Source organism: Streptococcus rubneri (assembly GCF_004785935.1).
GTDB classification, from domain to species: Bacteria; Bacillota; Bacilli; order Lactobacillales; family Streptococcaceae; genus Streptococcus; species Streptococcus rubneri.
In genome coordinates, this window is the sequence record NZ_SRRP01000001.1 from 1,205,992 (window position 1) to 1,225,796 (window position 19,805).

Annotated in this window: 12 protein-coding genes; 3 read left to right on the top strand and 9 right to left on the bottom strand. The window is 41.4% G+C overall.

The features are described 5' to 3' along the window. Positions 1 to 394: 394 nt before the first annotated feature. The 5 genes from E5S68_RS06075 to rpsF all read right to left on the bottom strand — a co-directional run bounded on the left by E5S68_RS06075 (position 395) and on the right by rpsF (position 4,690). Entirely contained in the window at positions 395 to 2,470 is a 2,076-nt protein-coding gene (locus E5S68_RS06075) for an ABC transporter ATP-binding protein/permease (protein ID WP_135782764.1), read from the bottom strand. Positions 2,471 to 2,737: 267 nt separating this feature from the next. Beyond that, positions 2,738 to 3,259 carry a GNAT family N-acetyltransferase gene (locus E5S68_RS06080; RefSeq protein ID WP_135782765.1) on the bottom strand — a complete coding sequence of 174 codons (522 nt, stop codon included), beginning with the start codon at positions 3,257 to 3,259 and terminating at the stop codon, positions 2,738 to 2,740. A 338-nt stretch (positions 3,260 to 3,597) separates the two neighbouring features. Beyond that, positions 3,598 to 3,837 (bottom strand): 30S ribosomal protein S18, encoded by a 240-nt coding sequence (gene rpsR / locus E5S68_RS06085; RefSeq protein WP_000068664.1) that lies wholly within the window; start codon positions 3,835 to 3,837, stop codon positions 3,598 to 3,600. 41 nt (positions 3,838 to 3,878) lie between these two features. After that, complete coding sequence (locus tag E5S68_RS06090; protein WP_006595680.1) at positions 3,879 to 4,373, bottom strand: single-stranded DNA-binding protein; 495 nt, start codon at positions 4,371 to 4,373, stop codon at positions 3,879 to 3,881. A 26-nt stretch (positions 4,374 to 4,399) separates the two neighbouring features. Beyond that, entirely contained in the window at positions 4,400 to 4,690 is a 291-nt protein-coding gene (gene rpsF, locus E5S68_RS06095) for a 30S ribosomal protein S6 (RefSeq protein ID WP_135782766.1), read from the bottom strand. Between the two features lie 278 nt (positions 4,691 to 4,968). Between rpsF and E5S68_RS06100 the strand changes: the two genes are divergently transcribed. From E5S68_RS06100 to E5S68_RS06110, 3 genes are read left to right on the top strand one after another with little or no spacing between them, the layout of a single operon-like run. Further along, positions 4,969 to 6,021: a bifunctional glycosyltransferase family 2/GtrA family protein gene (locus tag E5S68_RS06100; protein ID WP_135782767.1), complete on the top strand. Its 1,053-nt coding sequence runs from the start codon at positions 4,969 to 4,971 to the stop codon at positions 6,019 to 6,021. Next, a complete protein-coding gene (locus E5S68_RS06105) occupies positions 6,008 to 6,910 on the top strand; it encodes a phosphodiester glycosidase family protein (protein ID WP_135782768.1) in 903 nt (300 codons plus the stop codon). Before E5S68_RS06100 ends, E5S68_RS06105 begins: the two co-directional genes overlap by 14 nt. Beyond that, on the top strand, positions 6,891 to 7,310 hold the full coding sequence (locus tag E5S68_RS06110) for a hypothetical protein (protein ID WP_135782769.1): 420 nt from the start codon (positions 6,891 to 6,893) through the stop codon (positions 7,308 to 7,310). Before E5S68_RS06105 ends, E5S68_RS06110 begins: the two co-directional genes overlap by 20 nt. A 111-nt stretch (positions 7,311 to 7,421) precedes the next feature. Here the strand turns inward: E5S68_RS06110 and E5S68_RS06115 are convergent, their stop codons facing one another. The 4 genes from E5S68_RS06115 to E5S68_RS06130 all read right to left on the bottom strand — a co-directional run bounded on the left by E5S68_RS06115 (position 7,422) and on the right by E5S68_RS06130 (position 19,742). Next, positions 7,422 to 11,903 (bottom strand): SGO_0316/SGO_0317 family LPXTG-anchored serine peptidase, encoded by a 4,482-nt coding sequence (locus E5S68_RS06115; RefSeq protein ID WP_135782770.1) that lies wholly within the window; start codon positions 11,901 to 11,903, stop codon positions 7,422 to 7,424. A gap of 83 nt (positions 11,904 to 11,986) precedes the next feature. Continuing rightward, on the bottom strand, positions 11,987 to 16,387 hold the full coding sequence (locus tag E5S68_RS06120; protein ID WP_135782771.1) for an SGO_0316/SGO_0317 family LPXTG-anchored serine peptidase: 4,401 nt from the start codon (positions 16,385 to 16,387) through the stop codon (positions 11,987 to 11,989). 253 nt (positions 16,388 to 16,640) lie between these two features. Then, a complete protein-coding gene (locus E5S68_RS10690; RefSeq protein ID WP_234697688.1) occupies positions 16,641 to 16,994 on the bottom strand; it encodes a hypothetical protein in 354 nt (117 codons plus the stop codon). Positions 16,995 to 17,357: 363 nt separating this feature from the next. Continuing rightward, positions 17,358 to 19,742, bottom strand: a complete 2,385-nt coding sequence (locus E5S68_RS06130; protein WP_135782772.1) for a phosphoketolase family protein — start codon at positions 19,740 to 19,742, stop codon at positions 17,358 to 17,360. Between the last annotated feature and the right edge of the window lie 63 nt (positions 19,743 to 19,805).

Genomic DNA, 19,805 nt, shown 5'->3' on the forward strand with positions numbered 1-19,805 from the left:
AGCTCTATGAAACTAGAAAACAAGGATATGTAAAACAACTCTCAAAAAAAATTTGGATAAACCTTTCTAATCTATGGCAAATGGTCAAATTGACGGATCGTTATGGAATAAAGATTGTCATAAAAGAAAAGAAACATCACTATTCTCCTGATTATGGGGGATAAAAAAACTCACCGCTGTTTATCCAGCGGTGAATCACTCATCCTATCTAACCTTAAGAAAATCTAAAAATCTAGAGAATAATAATGCTGACCTCCCCATAGGTTAACGGCTCTCCACGTAGAGTTTACTCCTACACCGATTATTACAGATCCGTTGGCTCGCTGACCATAAGGAATATATGACGTCCTTGTTGAACGATTACTTATTGTATTTGGCCATTATGCCAATCAATTTATCTATTCTTACGAATAGCATCAACAATAGGCTGTTTTCCTGTCATATAGATAGGAATGAGCCCACTAATCATTAATACAGCAAATGTAAGGAAAATTAATGAAATTATAGAAGTTAGATAGAAATGAATGATATCAACTACTTCTAATTGAAACATTTGAATAGCTAATATAGTTAGTATTAAAAGCAGAATACTTGATAAAGTAATTATTTTCTTTCCATAATTAAATAACTCGAGAATAAATAATCTAAAAACATGTTTTGTACTGTATCCCATAGCCTTTAATACGCCAACTTCGTATTTTCTACTTCTATTTATTAAATAGAAGACAAAAGATAAGATTGCAACTACAAGCAAAAGCATGACAAACGAAATAATTAGCAAGAAGTTTTTTATGTAGTTTAAACCTTTATTAAATTCTTTATAATTCTCAAAAGACGAAACAATCGAAAATTTATCCGAAATTTTTTTAATACGATTAATTTCTTGAGGGACATCTTTGCTATCCTTTACAGTAACATGTACTGCACTTGGTGCCCATTCTTTTACAAGGAGATCATCAATTGTTTCTCTCTGTTTGCTTTCTGCACCTACATATTTGCTCTGTATTTTCAGCATCTCATCACTCGTCATGAATAAGGTGCTATCATTTACAGAATAGCTAAACGGATACTCTTCTTTTACGATCCCAAGTATTTTAAACGTTTGTTCCTCTTTCACATATAGGTCCCCATCAGATTTATAATGCCTTCCTTCTTTATCTATATGGGATTCATAGATATTAATTGGGACATAATATGTGAGTGTCATCTCTGATCCAGCTACAATGTCTTCTAGTTTTTGTTCTTTGATAAATGATTCTGAAACAAATATTCCCCTATTCGTAGTCCTATCAAAGTATTTTATCTGTCTCTGAGTCGTATTCGTATCAAATAACGGTTGCACACTGTAATTCTTGGATAAATGAATATTCTTACCATTAATAGACAAACTTGGTGAAAAATCTCGACTCATTTTTAAATAGTTTTCAGCATTTTCGAAAGTTATTCCCATACTAGGAAATTCAATATATGGTTCCAATTTGTACACATTACTGCTATCAGAAATTTGATGTATTTCCTTATTTGATATTGATTGGAAATCATCAATTACCTTACTTGTTCCAAGTCCTATGGAATCATTAATAACCAAGAAACCATTTTCTAATGAATTACTAATTAATCTCTGATACTTAGAAGAAAATAATGATTGAATATTTATAGAACCAACTGCAAGAGAAACTGTGAAGGAAATTAATATTAATAAAAGTACAGGTAAAGGAGGCACCTTTCTTTTCTTTTGGACCTTTAATCTAATATGTTTTTTTAATTTACTAGCATGCCACTCTTCTTGAGAATTACAACCTGGCTCTTCTTTCATTCCAATTATTTTTTGGTCTTCAAAATGTAGCTTTATATCTCCTTTATTAATAACATATTCATCATGAGATACCACAATAACAATTTTATTATACTTGTTTGCAAGTTTTACCAGTAAAGATGAAACAATCTCTCTATTTTCAGAATCCAAAGAATTTGTAGGTTCATCAGCTAAAATAATACTCTTATCTGTTATCATCCCTCTAGCAATTGCAACACGTTGTTCTTCTCCCCCTGATAAATCCTCTGGATATACATCCTTCAATTCTAAAATTCCTAACTCACTTAGAATATTGTCAATTTTATCTTCTATTTCTTTAGTTGATAATTTGAAAAAATTTAAAGAAATTTTCAAATTATCATACACAGTCAAGTCTTTTATTAGATTATGACTTTGAAATATAAAAGCAATATTTTGCGCAATAAAGGATGAAACAACCTTCTTGTTACTCGTATCAATTTTAGAACCATCGTAAATATAAGTTACTTTAGGATCATACTCCGAAATCAGTCCAATTTTATTCAACAACGAGGATTTTCCAACACCTGATTTTCCATAAATTGTATATAATTTTCCCTCTTTGAACTTTAGAGATGTTGGAAGCAACAATGTTTTTTTGCCATACTTAATGGATAGGTTATGAATTTCAAACATAAATGGACACCTCCTTGTGATAGCGCTTACCTTTCTAGGGTATTATAACTCTTTATTTATAAGGTGTCAATTTAAATAAGTAAAATATTTTTATATTAAATGGAGTTTTATTTTTAATTGATAGAAGCAACTAAAAAAGTTACTTTCACATAAAATATAGTTAATAGACAAACAAAAAACCTGCCCAAAGGCAAGTCTGACAAATTAATCTAATTCTATAATTTTTGTGGGTGGGTAAAACCACTGTAAGAATTATGGAGCATTATTTTACTGCATATCATTGTTCAATCTTTTTGAAAAATAGAGGACTAAGTCATCATTGTTTTCACAAGAACTGTAAGGGGCCAAGGGGTGATCCCTAAACCAAACCCCAGATCCATCTGGGATATAGCCCCGTTTGACATACAGTCTTTGAGCTGGGCCATAACCCGAGTGTAAACCAACCCCTAAAGTAACAATCTCTGATAGTAGCCAGACTCTTTTTTCTGCCTCCTCTAAGAGTTGATTCCCAATCCCTCGATTTCTAAATGGTTCAAAAACATTAAAATCAGATAGTTCAGGATAGACTCCCACGAAAGGGCCGTGCTTGGCAGCAGGCAATATAGTGATATAGCCTGCCACAAATCCATCCGACTCAGCTACTAATACGTCCCTCTCTCTATTCTCCTGCTCCTGAAAATAGCTAGTCAAGATATCCTTTCTACCCGGCCACCCTTGGTGGATAAAAGCTTGAGAGATGTGCTCAATATCTGCCTTTATCATCCTCCTGATGATTACACCTTCCTTCATAGTTCCCTCCTTGATACATTTCTTCCCACATTATAACACGATTAGAGCTAGGGAAAGGTCAAAGAGGTCCACCCGAACCTCAACTCGCTCTCACATTTCCAGGCTCGTGAAAAAAAGACCCGTAAAGGGCTTAATTCGCTTTCCTGTTTTCAAGCTCATGAAAAAGAGGTCCACCGGACCTCAACTCGCTCTCACATTTCCAAGCTCGTGAAAAAAAGACCCGTAAGGGTCTTAATTCGCTTTCTTGTTTTCAAGCTCATGAAAAAGAGGTCCACCGGACCTCAACTCGCTATCACATTTCCAAGCTCGTGAAAAAGAGGTCCACCCGGACCTCTTTTTTAATCTTCGTTTACGAAAGGCATCAAAGCCATTACGCGAGCGCGTTTGATAGCTGTTGTTACTTTACGTTGGTTCTTCGCTGAAGTTCCAGTTACACGACGAGGAAGGATTTTCCCACGTTCTGAAACGAAACGGCTAAGAAGCTCAGTATCTTTGTAATCAACATATTCAATTTTGTTTGCTGCGATGTAATCAACTTTTTTACGGCGTTTGAATCCGCCACGACGTTGTTGAGCCATGTTTATTTCTCCTTTATAGTTTTAATTCGTTAAACCCATTCTTAGAATGGTAGATCGTCATCCGAGATGTCCATTGGATTAGCTCCGAATGGATTGTCATCACGTCCAAAGTTTGGTGTTGCGTTCGATGGTTCAGATCCTCCAAAGCTTGGAGCTGCATTTCCTGCAAAACCTCCAGCTGAAGCATAGCCTCCACCAGCTTGTCCTTCACGATTCGCGCGGCTTTCCAACAATTGGAAGCTGTCCGCTACGACTTCAGTGACATAAACACGTTGACCTTGCTGATTCTCATAATTACGAGTCTGGATACGACCTGTAATCCCAACTAAGGCACCCTTTTTAGCCCAATTCGCTAAATTTTCAGCTTGTTGACGCCAAATCACACAGTTGATAAAGTCCGCATCTCGTTCACCATTTTGGTTTTTAAAATTACGGTTAACCGCGAGTGAGAATGTCGCAACAGCCTGATTTTGAGGGGTATATCGAAGTTCAGCATCTCGAGTCATACGACCTACAAGTACAACATTGTTAATCATTAGTCACCTTCTTTATTCGTTAGGGCTTACGCGTCAACTTTTACGATCATGTGACGAAGAATGTCACCGTTGATTTTTGAAAGACGGTCGAACTCGTTAAGAGCTGCATCGTCGTTCGCTTCAACGTTTACGATGTGGTAAAGTCCTTCACGTAAATCTTGGATTTCGTATGCAAGACGACGTTTTTCCCAATCTTTTGATTCAACAACAGTTGCACCGTTGTCAGTCAAGATAGAGTCAAAGCGTGCTACCAAAGCGTTTTTAGCTTCTTCTTCAATGTTTGGACGAATAATATAAAGAATTTCGTATTTAGCCATTGATATGTTCCTCCTTTTGGTCTAATGACCCCAAGTCTTTGCAAGGGGTAAGTGAGGTTTGCTCACAAGAAACTATTATACCAGACTTTAGGATAGAAGGCAAGTAAAAATACCTTCCCTTGATACTTTTCGAGAAGATTTATTTTTCTTCTATTATTTTCTCTAGTTTTTATACAGTAAGGAAATCTCCTCCTTTCCTTAAAGAAAACTGATATCAGTTAGATTTAAGAAAGGGCCGTTATACTACCTTCATCACAAACAAGAAACGAGGAACGGTTATGAATTATTTAGTCATCCCCGCTTATCAACCCGATCAAAAACTTCTCAAACTGGTGAAAAAACTGAGAGAAAAATGTGACTTCTCCATTATCGTTGTGGACGATGGTAGTTCTGAGGAGTGCCAGGCTATTTTTGAAAAATTAGACGGATTAGCTACAGTCCTTCACCACGAAGTGAACCTTGGAAAAGGAGGGGCTCTCAAAACAGCCTACACCTACATTCAAGAGCAAGGGCAATACGGAACAGTCATCACTGCCGATGCCGATGGCCAACATAAGGTTTGGGATATCTTCCGCGTGGCCGACCAGTCGCAAGATAATCCGAATCAATTGATTCTAGGGGCACGCGCCTTTTCAGGAAAGGTTCCCTTGCGTTCTGCATTCGGAAATAAATTGACCCGCTTCTTATTCAAGCAACAAACAGGGGTCGCTGTGACAGATACCCAGACTGGCCTTCGAGCCTTTACAACCAACATGATTCCCTTTATGTTAGAAATTGAGGGACAACGGTATGAGTACGAAATGAATGTTCTCCTCGCAGCTAGTAAATCCTTCCCCATCTTGGAAGTTCCGATCGAAACAGTCTATATCAATGACAATGAAGGGTCCCACTTCCGCCCTATTCGAGACGGCCTTATGATCTACAAGGACATGTTTAAATTTGCCCTCTCCTCCCTGAGTAGCTTTATCGTTGACTATCTGGTCTACGCCTTCTTCCTGTTCGTGATGATGGCTGTGCCGATTAGCCTTCGGATCCTCCTTGCAAACGGGATTGCTCGTGTGGCTAGCTCTATCTTTAACTACTCGACCAACAAACGTTTCGTCTTTAAGAACAAAGACAGCCTGGCTCGAACCGGAAGTGGTTACTTGGGACTTGCGATTGGACTCTTTATTCTCGATACCCTCTTGATTCGACTCTTCTATACAAGCTTCGGTCTCCATTTGCTCCTCAGCAAAGTGATCGTCGGACTCTTGCTTTTCGTCGTCTCATGGCTGATTCAGAAAAAAATTATTTTCAAGGAAAGGACTGAACCTACTCATGAAATTCTTTAAAAAATCGTATACCTATGCTGCTTGTTTTGGTATCCTGCTAACAAGCTCCTTCAGCTATTCTATACTCAAGACCTTTGTCTTATCAGATGCTATCCAAGCAGTTAAAGCAACAACAACTGATAGTAAAGCTGCTGAACAAGCTGCAGCAACTGCTACCACTACAGATACCAGTTACTCCGATGACAATATCCAGGTAAGCCTGACAGAAAAAACAGTCGAAAACACCCAGGTTTACATTGCAGATATTACGGTTAGCTCTTCAGACTATCTCAAGACGGCTCTAGCCCAAAATACCTATGGAACAAACGTGACAGCTAAGACCTCTGTCACTGCAGCTGAGAATAATGCCATTCTAGCCGTCAATGGAGACTACTACGGAGCTAATAGCACCGGCTATGTCATCCGAAACGGAGTGGTTTATCGCGATACGGTTCGTGAAGACTCTAGCAATGGCGACTTAGCCATTTACAAGGATGGTTCCTTCAAAATTATCTACGAAGACGAAATCTCTGCCGATCAATTAGTCGAAGATGGCGTCGTCAATCTCCTCGCTTTCGGTCCTTCCTTAGTTGAAGATGGAGAAATTACCGTCGATACTAACTCAGAGGTGGGGCAATCCATGTCTTCTAACCCACGAACAGCCATCGGGATCATCGATGAGAATCACTACATCATCGTCGTATCAGATGGACGGACTTCAGAAAGTGAAGGTCTCTCCCTCTACCAATTAGCCGAAGTGATGAAATCGTATGGCGTCAAAACAGCCTACAACCTGGATGGTGGTGGATCTTCTACTCTTTACTTCAATGGCCAAGTTATGAACAAACCAACAACAAATGGTACTATCTCAGAAAGGGCGGTGAGTGACATTGTCTACATCGGTTACTAATCCTATCAAACAACGGTTGAAAAAGACCATCCTCTGGTACACTCTAATCTCAGCATTTTTCTTTGTCGGAAGTCGCATCTACGAACACTTTAGTTTTGGGGAAACCTCTGCCTTCATGCACTATCTCTTCTTGATCCCTTTAATTGGTGGTGCCTTGCTAGTGACTCTGCAAATAGTGGTAAAAGGCCTTTCTCGAATCACTCTCAATCTTTGGAACTCTGCAGTTGCCACGGCAACTGCAGGAGCCCTCTACCGAGGAATTGTCAACCTATCTGGTCGTTCAACAACTCTCGACCAACCTTACTATTATGTCGCAGGGATCTTCCTAGCCCTTGCTCTCATCAGCATCTTCTTTGTCCGCAGTGTCTGGGTCAACGAGAAAGCGGGAATGACCACTTAATCAATTATTAAGCATTTGTCGTAGTCCATATAGGCTACGACATTTTTCTCGTTTCTTTTTAAAATGTAGCAAAAAAGGAAGCCCTCCTAGAGAGGCATCTTCCTTTTTTGATTAGTTTTCTTCACGCTTTTTGCTGATAAGCATTCCTGCCAAGGCAAGAGAGGTCATTCCAAACAGACTAAGAAGAAGGGAAGCAAGCTCATCTTGTCCTGTTTTTGGAAGGGTACTGGTTCCTTCTTCTTTGACGCTAGCGCCAGTATGGTAGGTTACTGCGATGGTTTTCACACTTGCTTCTTCCACTACTGGACTGCTTGCGACAGCCGGATTCTCTTTCTCTTTTGCTACGAAAGGAGTCAGCTTCTCGGTGTGATATCCTGTATTTCCTATTCCTTCACTTGGGATATATGGACTAGGACTTGGTGTAGGAAGCATGGCTTCTTTCAAGTAAGAGAGAACATAGCGATTAATCTTGTTCGTCACTTCGTAAAGGAAGTTGTTCTCAGTTGCTCGATAGCCGGTCGGAAGTTGAATTTGAACGCGGTATTTGCCATTCATAAGCATGCTTTCAAAACTTGTCAGATCATAGATACTTTGAGGCAGGCTATGGAGAACTCCTGTCTCGTCAACTACTTGGACCATAGTTCCTTCTGGAACTGCCTTGTCAAATCCAATTGTGAGTTTGTTTTCATCGAGATAACGGAAGGCAAAGGTTATCTTTTGATGAGGATTTTCAGGTGAAACAGTTATGCTCTTCACCAGTTCAGTTCCCCAATCGTAATGATAATCTGAAAGTGTGATCTTAGCAGTATAGGTCCCAAATGGAAGTTCAGGGAACGTACCTCCATTATAGGAGGCATTAAACTCCCCTTCTACGACGCTACCTTGATCATCAAAGACTTGATAGCGGACAATAGAAGGATAGTAACTTACGGCTTCCCCACTACTATCTGTGAAGACAAGTTCGAGAGATCCTTTTTCAGCTTTCTTAGGATCCGTATTGCCCTCTCCTGGCTTATCTTCCTCTTTATTTTCCGAATCAGAGCTTGGTGTATCTGCTACGACCACCTTATTGCCATGAATATCTAGCTCAGCTGTATTGTAGACCTTATCCCAGATGGTATAGCGAACAGTAGAGGGGTCCACCCCTTCTGGAAGCAGATATCTGCCATCCTCTTGAGGTTCTAAGGCTACTGTTTCCCCGTCCTTGACATAGGACAGATAAGTTCCTGCTAGTCCACTGCCGGCTTCAATCACCTTTCCTGGACGGAAAATCCGAGTCTGCGGGTCATAGTGAGCACTTCCAGTCTCAATGCTTGGAGCCGTGTTGTCAATTTTAACCTTGAAGTTAAGTTCTTGCTGTTTGGCTCCAGAAGCAGTCGGACGATAAGTGATGACAAATTGATATTCCCCATCTGGGAGTTGTTGGCCATCTTTGTCTAAGCCTTCCCATGAGATTTCATAAAACTCCTCACTGCGATTCCCACTCCGGTAACTCCAGTCCGTCTTTCGGTGAACTTCATTTCCGACCTCATAAATCGCTTCTTTTCGCTCCGTGTCTTCTTTTTTGTAGACAGAAAGATGGACATTTTCAACATTTCGAAGCATGACGGCCTTGACCTTCACAGTGTCAAAACTAGAGTCATTATTTGGTGAGAAGTAGAGTTGATCTCCATCAAATTGATCTCCATTTTGACCAAGCGTCTTGGCTACAGATTCCCCATTTTCATAGACGTAGCTAATGAGAGAAGTGAAATGATTATCTGGATGCCGTTCTTCTACTTCAGGAATTTTCTCATCTGGATAATCTGTCTTGTCCTTGTAGTAATAAAAAGGTTTGTCGGTTCCTGTATATTCATAAATTGGCTTTTCAATTCCACGTAAGTTTTGATAATCTCCATGGAAACCTACATAAGGAAGACTGACTAAATGTTGCTTCGTGCCTGCATCTTTAACTAAGACATATCCTTCTAAGAAATAACCATTTGGCATTTGCTTGCTGAGCTCTTCCTTGTACTTGCTCGCGTCAATGGACACGTGGATCGTCCGCTGTCCATTTGCTGGAATCGTGATGCTTTCCTTGCCATCTAGGGTTTCTAACAGACGAGGATGAAGGGTGAATTTGCCATCCTGGACTTGGTCTGTCTGAAGGGTGGTTTCATAGCGGACCGACTTCTCTTGATTGGAAAGATTGTGGATGGTTACGTCAAACTCAAAGGTATCAGTGACATTGCCAAGTGTTAGACTGCTTTTCGCATCTTTTGCAGTCACATAGAGATCTCCTAGAGCTGCAGCTGTGACATCCATCACTCCAGCTCCCTGTTGACGGACTGAGGAATAAGCCTTGGTTTCCTCATCCACATGTGGAACAGCCGTACTCATGGTCATTTGTTTGACAAGAACTTGCAACTGTTCTGGACTAAGATAAGGGAAGCGTTCTTTCAGGGCTTGCTTGACCAAAGCAGTCGCACCAGCCGCATGAGGAGAGGCCATACTGGTCCCTCTATCCATGTAATATTCACCATCATTGACAGATGAATAGATCATGCCACCTGGTAAGGTCACATCTGGTTTTAAGTCCCCATCGGCTGAGAGCCCCCAGGATGAAAAGTCTGACATCTGTTTAGCAGCATCGTACGGAACTCGTTTGAAGCTGTTAGAAATATGTAGCTGGTAATTATCGGCATGCTGAGATAAAAGCTCTCCTGCACGGTGTCCAATGACCCCAACTGGGAAGCGTTCTCCCAATCCTTCCAGGTCAAATGATGTCGGTGTATCCCCCTGCTCTTTAGTTTGATAGAAGATGATGCCTGTTGCACCTGCACTTTTTAGTTGTTTAATCTTTTCGAGATCAGAAACTTGGCCTCCTCTTTCTGTTAATACCAAACGACCATTTACTTGATTTCCCTGATAATTTTCTAGTCCTCCATTCTCAACATGGAGATAACTTTGAGGGATGGTTGTCCGAAAGGCGTCTCGTTCTACAAAGGAGTGCATTGGAATTTTTCCATCTGGGAAGTCTTTTGAACCTTCTAACTCTTTAACGCTTACACTAGCCTCGGTCGACTCATGCTTGGTTAGACTATTGATAGAAGCAACTGAAATGACATTTGGATTGACGGATGGGGTCCCTGTCATTCCATAATCTGGTGTACTTGCAAGTGGCTTGCTGTGCCAGAAGCCATTGGTGGCCATATTGGTAGATGCGACCGTAATGGTTACTCCAGCTTTTCTTGCAGCATCAAAAGCCTGGCGCGTAATTTCTCCCACATCATAAATCGAACCAGATGCAGTTCCCAAACTCATATTGATGGAGTCAGCACCTAATTTAACCGCATCTTCCACAGCCTTAGTATAAATAAAGTTCTGAACTTGTCCCCCCTTGGTATCTGAGAAGACCCGTAAAAACATCAATTGAGCTTCTGGGGCAACTCCTCGAATAATTTCACCATTTGGGGAAGGTTGAGAAGCATTTCCCACTGCTGTTCCTGCTACGTGGGCACCGTGAGAGATTGGATCGTCTTCCTTAACATTGTCATTCATATCACTATAGTTGTGAACGTAGACAATCTTATTATTATACCACTTGCCATAAGAAATTCCAGCCTTTTTCTTGGCCTCCTCTATGTCCGCTTCACTCTTGAATTTTGCTTTACTAATATCTGTTAGGCGGAAAATGTCGTGTGCTGGATCCACCCCCGAATCGATAACCGCTACAACCTGTCCCTGGCCTTTGATACCTTTATCCCAAAGAGGTTGCAAGTTAATCAAGCTATTTTCTTCACTGACCTTGGTCACACTTGGAGTTGGGGAGGCAGGAACTGGCTGGGAATCCTCCACTCTGGTCCGACCAAGCGGAGCATAATCCACTGCATCCACACGCGCCAGTCCCCGAATTTTCTTAGCATCACCGTAAGTTGTTTCTAAGGCTAGTCCACTAAATAACAGATTGATATCATAGAGTTTTTTAAACCGAATCGATTGTTTCTCTAGTTCTTTTAAAAATTGCTCATGCTCTTGATTGGTCTTCTCAATCCGCCTTGCCTTATCCAGTTCAGAAGAAGGGAGCCCTTCACCAGACTCTTTTTCTTCTTTTAGTCGAACTAAAGCTTCGACAGGAGTCGCTTCATCCAATTCATTAGGAGAAGGAACTTCTGAACCGTTAGGTATCGTTTCCTCTGTTTTTTCTTGGGTTGACGTTGGATTTGTCACAAAAGGCTTGGGCGAACTTACTGGTTCAGCAATCTTCTCTGTTGGTGTTGGAAGATCGACTGTTGGTTTTTCTTTGGGGGCGATAATCGCAGTAGCTTCTACTGCTCTTTCTTCATTAAATTCTTGTCCCTTATCAGATGTAGTGGTTTCTCTTATCTCTTCTGATAGAAGCGACTTACTACTTGATTCTGTAACAAGATCGGTTTTCTCTTTTTCAAGATCCACCTTGGCATCATCTACCACGGAGACTGTCTGTACTTGCTCTTCTGAGCTTACTGTATCTGCAGCTACCATTGGTCCGACAAGGGTAAGCCCAATGAGGACTGACGCTACTCCAACTGCATATTTTCGAATAGAAAAACGTTGTTTACTATGAAACTCCATATAATACTCCTTTATCTAAAGGAGGAAGGCAACCCAATTGGTCACCTCCCCCTAGCCTGCATGATTCTCTAACGATTCATTGATTAGTCCTGACCTTCTTTTCCTCTTTGACGAATGAAACCTACTCCACAGAGGGATAAGAGTAGACCCACTAAACCGAGGGCGTCTCCAGTTTGACCTGTATTTGGTAAGGTCTCCTTCTGATTTGGACGAGGAGTGACGTGTGTATCCTTTTCATCCTTTTCATTTGGCCGAACGTACATCGGACGCAAGTCTGCTTTTTTCGGAATTGGTTGATGACGCTGATCCAGCTCCGTCACTGTTTCACTAGGATGAGGTTGCTGATCCGGAGAAAATGGACTTGGAACTGGACTTGGAGAAGGTGTAGGATCTTCCTTTACCTCTACAAAACTGGTTAGGTATCGATTCATTTTTTCCCCTACAGAATAGTAGAAATTATTCTCTAGGGCCCGATAGCCCTCAGGTAGGTCAATCAAAATACGATAATCCCCATTTAACAAAATCTTTTCAAAGGTCTTAGGTTCATAAATCGTTTGCTCCAGTTCGTGCTGCTCTCCAGTTTCTTTATGGATTGCAAATACACGAGTTCCAGATGGCAATTCCTTGTCAAAGACGACATCAAAGCGATTCTTATCGCGATAACGGTAAACGAAGTTGACGACTCCTTCTGGATGATCTTTAGATAATTCGACCGTTATAACTGTTGGAGAAACCCATGAATAGTTTTCATCCTGTCCCGTAATCTTGACGGTGTAAGTTCCGAAAGGTAGTCTTGGCAACTCACTTTCATAATAGGTATTAAACTCTTTATCAATGCGATTGCCATTGCTATCAAACACCTGATATCGCATCATTTCAGCATATTGAGAAACTGCATTTCCTTCCTCATCAACAATCCGAACCTCTAAGCGACCATCCGTAGCTGGTTTGTTTGTTTCAGAGCCTGTTTCTTCTTTCGGTTTGGTATTTTCTTTTTCTGTTGAAACAGGAGCTGGTTTCCCTTCAAGTGTTAAGATATTGGTATTGTGAACCTTGTCCCAAATAGAGAAGCGAACCGTAGTCAAATCAACCCCCTCAGGGATACGATAGTTGCCATCTTGATTTGGAGAAAGTTCAACGGTTTCCCCATCCTTTTGGTAGGTCAAGGATTTTCCAGCTAAACCGCTACCTTCTTCAATGATAGCTCCTGGCTTAAAGACGCGAGAAGTAGGGTCATACAAATCTTTTGTCGAGGCTAATTGAGGAACTTGGTTATCTACCTTCACCTGCAAGATAATTTCTTGTGGTTTTGCACCTGGAGTGCTTGGTCGATAGGTAAGGACGTATTGGTATTCTCCATCAGGAACTACTTGACCTTTTTGATCTGTTCCTGCCCAATGGCTAGCTGAAAGGAGTTTGCTCCGTTCATTAATTCTCCATCCATAGTCCGATTTTTTCTGACTTTCATTGCCTTTTTCAAAAATTGGATGTTCCCGTTTCAAGTCTTCCGCCTTATAGACAGCCAAGTGAATATTATCAACGTTTCTCAAAACGACCGCATTTAAATTAACCGAATCTAAGTTTCCATCCTTATTTGGAGAAAATGCAAGAGCTTTTCCATCATAACGATCCTCTGTTTCTCCCAGAACCACCTGTTTATCTTCCCCATCTTTACGGATGGTGCTGACTAAGGCAGTAAAATGATTTCCTGGATCCTTAACCGGATTGTCGTCTTTTTCATTTTTGTAATAGTAGAAAGGTTTTTCACTTCCAGTAAATTCATAAACTGGTTTTTCAATACCAGGTAAATCTTGATACTGCCCTTTAAAACCAATATAAGGAATGCTAACCAAATCCTTTTGAGTCTTGGCATCCTTAAAGAAGACAAAACCTTCTAAAAAGTAGCCGTTTTTCATTTGTTCCGAAAGTTCTTTTGTGAAGCTACTTGTATTAATCTTAATTGGAATAGTGACGCTACCTGAAGCAGGAACGACAATCTTTTTATCCCCCATTTGATCAAGTAATTGGCGCATTTGCAAGGTAATCCGTCCCTTTTCAACCTGATCTGTATTAACAACTGTATGGTAAGTCAGCTCTTTAGCTTCCTGACTCAAGTTATAAACCGTTACCTCAAATGTGAAACTATCCTTCACATTGCCAAGCGTCAAACTACTATCTGTTCCTTTTCCTGTAACAAAAAGATCACCAAAAGCAGCGCCAGAAGCATCCATTAAGCCAGATCCCTGTTGGCGAACAGAGGCGTAGGTATTGCTTTCCGTATCCTTATGCGGTTTAGCGGTACTCATGACTAGCTGGCGTAGCAAAGTATGGATTTGTTCTGGACTATAGTGAGGGAAACGTTCTTCCAAGGCTTTCTTGATCAAAGCTGTTGCACCTGCGGCATGGGGCGTGGCCATACTCGTACCTGCATCTAAGTCGTAAGAGCCATCTGGAATAGCAGAGTAGACATTTCCACCCGGCAAGGTTACATCTGGCTTGAGCATACCTTCAGCTGTCAGACCCCAACCTGTAAAGTAGAGCATCTTATTCGCTTCACTATATGGTACTTTTTTCACTTCTTGATGGAAAGTCAATTGGTACTCTCCAGCGTGCTTCGCTAGCTCTTTTCCAAAACTATGGCCAAGTACACTAACAGGGTAGAAGGATCCCCAATAGCCCATCGGAAGTTTTTGCACGGTATCTCCTTGGTCTTCTGTCTGATAAACCAAGATTCCTTTAGCGCCGGCCTGCCTTAGGGCATCGATTTTATCCTCGTCTGAGACATCACCACCACTTTCCACCAAAGCAATTTTCCCCTTGACAGTAGGAGTTCGATAAGCATCTTCCCCACCTTTTGGAACATAGACATAAGATTGTGGTCCCTCAACAGGGAAGATCAAACGATAGACAGGAAGGTCGACCAGACCATTTTGGAACTCTTTCTTATCCTTTAAGGCAGGAACTTCTAGGCGAATTTTTGTCTCATGAGTGATACTATTATTGAAGGCACCAATTGCTAAAACTCCCTTTTCAACGGCTGGTTCATCCATGGTTCCAGTGTCTGGTGCATCCGCTTTTGGTTTGGCTTGCCAATAGCCACTGACAGCGTAGTTCCCTGCTGCAGCATTGATGACAACACCTGATTTTCTAGCGAATTCAAAAGCCTTACGAGTCAGTGGGTGGGTATCTGCTTCTGCACCATTAACTCCCCCAAAGCTCATATTGATAGTATCAGCCCCTAGTTTCACAGCATCTTCTACAGCCTTGGCAACAACAAATCCTTGCTCCGTCATCCCTTTTTTATCTGAGAAGACCCGCATAAAGATGAGTTGTGCTTCAGGAGCTACACCCTTAAGCAATTCTCCTGTTGGCACTGGTTTTGTTGCATTCCCGACGGCAGAACCCGCAACGTGAGTTCCGTGCGAACGTGGATCATCTTCCTTGATCTCATCATTCATATCGGAATAGTTATAGGCATAAATCACCTTATCGTTGTACCACTTACCATAAGTGATGCCAGCCTTTTTCATGGCCGCTTCCATCTGCTCTTTATTTTTGTATTTAGCCTTACTTTTATCTGTTAAACTAAAGAAGTTATGGTCATAGTCCAACCCAGTATCTAGGACAGCAACAACACTTCCTTGACCCTTGATTCCCTTATCCCACAATGGTTGAAGATTAATCAGTTCATTTTCATCACTAACCTTGGTAGGGACTAGGGTCGTTTGTTTCTTAGGAAGATCTTGGTTTTCTGCAGTTGCGGAAAGAGGCGTAATGTCAACATTTTCAACGCGAGCTACTTTCCGAATTTTCAGGGCATCTTTGTAACTAGTCTCTAAGACAAAGCCATTAAAGAGTAAATCAAAATCAGCTAATTTCTTATACTGAATCCCCTTTTCCTCCAGTTCTTTTAAAACTGCAGATTTGACTGGAAGATTTTCATTCAGTCGCTCTTTGATTTTTTCAGCCCCAACTGGAGTTTCAGAGTGTTTGGATTCTAAGCGAACAAGAGCTTGAACCCGCGCTTCTTCTTTGGCTGAATCTATGACTGATGAAGTTCCTTCTTTTTCAGGTTCAGAGACTTCCTGGTCTCCTTTCTTTCCTTCAAGTCCTTCATCTTTAGTAGCTACAGCTTCTGGTATGGACTTTTCTTCACTGGATTTATCATAAGTAGAAGGTACATCTCCGACTTTCTTATCCGCATTTTCTGATTCCGTCAGAGAACTTTTACTATCTGGCGCTTCCGGCAATTGATGCTTCTGATCAATCACTGAAACAATTAGATTCGAATCCTGAGAACCTGTCTCCGCTTCTGCTACACCTTCCGTTCCCTGTTCAACCCTGGCTGGCAGATCCTGCTGAGGAGTCCCTCCTTGCTCCTGCGCTAATACAGCAGGACCATAAAAAAGGCACCCGACTACCACGGATACTAAACCAACTGCGTATTTACGGAAAGAAAACCGTTGTTGTCTGTCACTTCCCATAACCTGACCTCCTTAAGTTTTTGTAAGCGTTTACCGCTCCTTCATTTTAGTCCTTATCTTATGTAAAGTCAATGTATTCTAGAAAAATCTAAAAAAAGTATAAAATTTTGTTGTTTTCTGAGAATTTTCCATACGAAGAAGGATTGAAGAAAATTGATTTTTAAGTTTAAAACTTCCTGCAAAAACCTAGTTAGACTATTTTTAATCATATAATAATAGGAATCCCTCCTAGAGAGGAATCTTCCTTTATTTATTAGTTTTCTTCACACTTTTTACTGATAAGCATTCCTGCCAAGGCAAGGGAGGTCATTCCGAAAAGACTAAGAAGTACTGACGCAAGCTCATCTTGTCCCGTTTTTGGAAGCCCACTGGTTCCTTCTTCCTTAATGCTAGCGCTAGTATGGTAGCTCACTGCGACGGTTTTCACACTTGCTTCTTCAACTACTGGACTACTTGCGACAGCCGAACTTAGAGGTTGATCAGATGGCTTCTCTTCATGAGCAGGAGTTTCTGGTACAACCGGTGCAGGCTGTGGTTGCGGAAGCGATTGTGGTTCTGGTGTTGGTTGTGGTTGTGGTTTTTCTTCTTCCACTTTTTCCACAAACACTTTATTTCCTAGGATAGAGGCGGTTAATTTCTTACCAGCTTTTTCCATATCCTGGATATATTGGATAAAGACTTGTGACCATATCTTAATAAAGCGTTTTCTATATGAATTAATCGCTAGTTAATAGACTTCAAAATAGATAAATAGCAAGCAGGTTTAAAAATAGTATAAAAAAGAGGCTGGGACAAAAGTCCTAGCCTCTCAATTGTCTTTGGATTATCGAGCAAGACGCAGTGGTTGAGTGGGCTCTACTACGCTGATTTTATCAGCTTTTACAGCCCTACTCAACTGTGCGGAGGTGGGACGATGAAATCGAAGTCTAACGAATTACCGATTTCTGTCCCACTCTCTTTTGAAATAAACTTATTTATTTACGTTTTCCCATTTCCAGTTGTGTACTTCTGGAATATCATCACCATGTTCACGGATGTAAGCATTGTGGAAGGCAATTGTTTCGTCCATTTGAGCTGCAAATTCAGCTGCTTCTGCTCCAAGAGCTGCATTAGCTGCATCTTGTGCCAAGTGGAAGCGATCCAATTCAGACATGACACGCATATCGAATGGTGTTGTGATATCACCGTTTTCACGGTAACCATGCACACGCAAGTTGTGGTTGTGACGGTTGAAGAAGATATCACGGATCATGCCTTCGTAACCGTGGAAGGCAAAGATCACTGGTTTATCAGTTGTGAAGACTTTGTCAAACTCTTCATCTGAAAGTCCACGCGCATCGACTGATGGGTGACGCAATTTCAAGATATCCACAACGTTGACAAAGCGAATCTTCAATTCTGGGAAAGCCTTGTGCAAGATTGTGATGGCTGCAAGAGCTTCTAAGTTCGGCTCTGTCCCTGCAGCTGCAATGACAAGATCTGGCTCTTCATCTGCTGAAACAGTTGATGCCCAATCAATCACTTTGTATCCTTCACGAACCAATTCTTCTGCTTCATCAGCTGAGTAGAATTGAGGACGTGGGTGTTTAGAAGCAACGATCAAGTTAATCTTGTCTTCTGCCTTGAAGGCTTTGTCCATTACTGCCAAGAAGCTGTTTGTATCTGCTGGCAAGTACTCACGGATGTATTCTGGAGTTTTTTCTGCCAAGTGAGTCAAGATACCTGGATCTTGGTGAGTGTAACCATTGTGGTCTTGTTGGAATACTGTTGAAGTCGCAATCAAGTTCAAGGCTGGGTAGTTTTTACGCCATGTCGTGTGAGTCTTAGATTTACGCAACCATTTGAAGTGTTGAGTAATCATTGAGTCTACTACACGAAGGAATGATTCGTAAGAAGCGAAGAATCCATGACGACCTGTCAAGACATATCCTTCGAGCATTCCTTCCGCTTGGTGTTCTGACAATTGAGAGTCAATCACACGTCCAGCAGGGCTCAAAGCTTCATCGTAGTCTGGTTTCATACGTCCTAACCATTGACGGCTTGTACGAGTAAAGACTTCTTGAAGACGGTTTGATTTGGTTTCATCTGGTCCAAAGATACGGAAGTTATCTGGGTTCGCATCCACAAGATCTGCTGCATACTTACCAAATTCGATCATATCTTGCGCCATGATAGCACCTGGTGTTTCGATCTTGAAGGCATGTTTCTTCCAATCAGCAGTGTCCATTGGCTTGATGACACCTGCGTTTGTGATTGGGTTCATAGCCATGCGTCGATCACCTTTTGGTGCGATTTCAGCAATTTCAGGAAGCAATTTCCCATTTTCGTCGAACAACTCAGCTGGACGGTATGATTCCAACCAAGAAAGAAGAGCATCCACATGCTCCATGTGGTGAGCATCTACTGGGATTGGCACTTGGTGAGCACGGAAGCCACCTTCAATTGGTGTTCCTTCCCAAGCCTTTGGACCTGTCCAACCTTTAGGAATACGAGCAATCAAGACAGGGTATACTGGTTGAGTTGCTTCTTCTGCAGAACATTTACGAGCTTCTGCTTGGACTTTCTTGATTTCTTCAATCGCTTCGTCCAATTTTTCTGCAAACAAAGCATGAGATGCTTCGTGGTCGTCAGAAATAGCCGTTACGTCTGCAAAGATTGGTTTCCATCCAAGACCTTCAAAGAAGAGGGCCAATTCTTCGTCTGTTTTGCGTTCGAAGATCGTTGGGTTGTGGATTTTCCCACCGTTGAGGTAGAAGATTGGAAGAACAGCACCATCGTTAACTGGGTTCAAGAAGGTATTGGCCAACCAACCAGCCATCAATGGACCAGTTTCCCCTTCACCATCACCGATTACGGTTGCAGCAATCACATCTGGATTATCTAAAACAGCTCCAGCTGCGTGAGAAAGAGCATAACCAAGTTCTCCACCTTCGTGGATAGATCCAGGAGTTTCAGGTGCCGCGTGAGATGCAATCCCTCCTGGGAATGAGAAGATTTTACATAGGTGTTTAAATCCTTCTTCATTTTGTGGGATATTTGGATTCAATTCTGTATAAGAACCATCTAAGTAAGAGTTGGACACCATTACTTGTCCACCATGACCTGGTCCTTCAATGTAGAACATATCCAAGTCATATTTGTTGATTGCACGGTTCAAGTGTGCGTAAATAAAGTTTTGTCCAGGTACAGTTCCCCAGTGTCCGATTGGGTGAGCCTTCAAATCGTTTTCAACAACTTCACGTTTCAACAACGGGTTGTCTTTTAAGTACATTTGAGCAGCTGAAATATAGTTGGCTGCGCGCCACCACGCATCCACTTTATCCAAGTATGCTTTGCTGTTAAAATCAACAGTCATATTGTCTCCTCTCAAATTCTAGCTATGATTCTGATGAATTAGAATCCAGTGCAAGTATTTAGG

What these genes read in the sequence shown, in the direction of transcription:
- E5S68_RS06090 (WP_006595680.1), bottom strand. Translation starts at nt 4,373, where the DNA reads ATGATTAACAATGTTGTACTTGTAGGTCGTATGACTCGAGATGCTGAA.
- rpsF (WP_135782766.1), bottom strand. Translation starts at nt 4,690, where the DNA reads ATGGCTAAATACGAAATTCTTTATATTATTCGTCCAAACATTGAAGAA.
- E5S68_RS06115 (WP_135782770.1), bottom strand. Translation starts at nt 11,903, where the DNA reads ATGGAGTTTCATAGTAAACAACGTTTTTCTATTCGAAAATATGCAGTT.
- E5S68_RS06100 (WP_135782767.1), top strand. Translation starts at nt 4,969, where the DNA reads ATGAATTATTTAGTCATCCCCGCTTATCAACCCGATCAAAAACTTCTC.
- rpsR (WP_000068664.1), bottom strand. Translation starts at nt 3,837, where the DNA reads ATGGCTCAACAACGTCGTGGCGGATTCAAACGCCGTAAAAAAGTTGAT.
- E5S68_RS06130 (WP_135782772.1), bottom strand. Translation starts at nt 19,742, where the DNA reads ATGACTGTTGATTTTAACAGCAAAGCATACTTGGATAAAGTGGATGCG.
- E5S68_RS06120 (WP_135782771.1), bottom strand. Translation starts at nt 16,387, where the DNA reads ATGGGAAGTGACAGACAACAACGGTTTTCTTTCCGTAAATACGCAGTT.
- E5S68_RS06105 (WP_135782768.1), top strand. Translation starts at nt 6,008, where the DNA reads ATGAAATTCTTTAAAAAATCGTATACCTATGCTGCTTGTTTTGGTATC.
- E5S68_RS06080 (WP_135782765.1), bottom strand. Translation starts at nt 3,259, where the DNA reads ATGAAGGAAGGTGTAATCATCAGGAGGATGATAAAGGCAGATATTGAG.
- E5S68_RS06075 (WP_135782764.1), bottom strand. Translation starts at nt 2,470, where the DNA reads ATGTTTGAAATTCATAACCTATCCATTAAGTATGGCAAAAAAACATTG.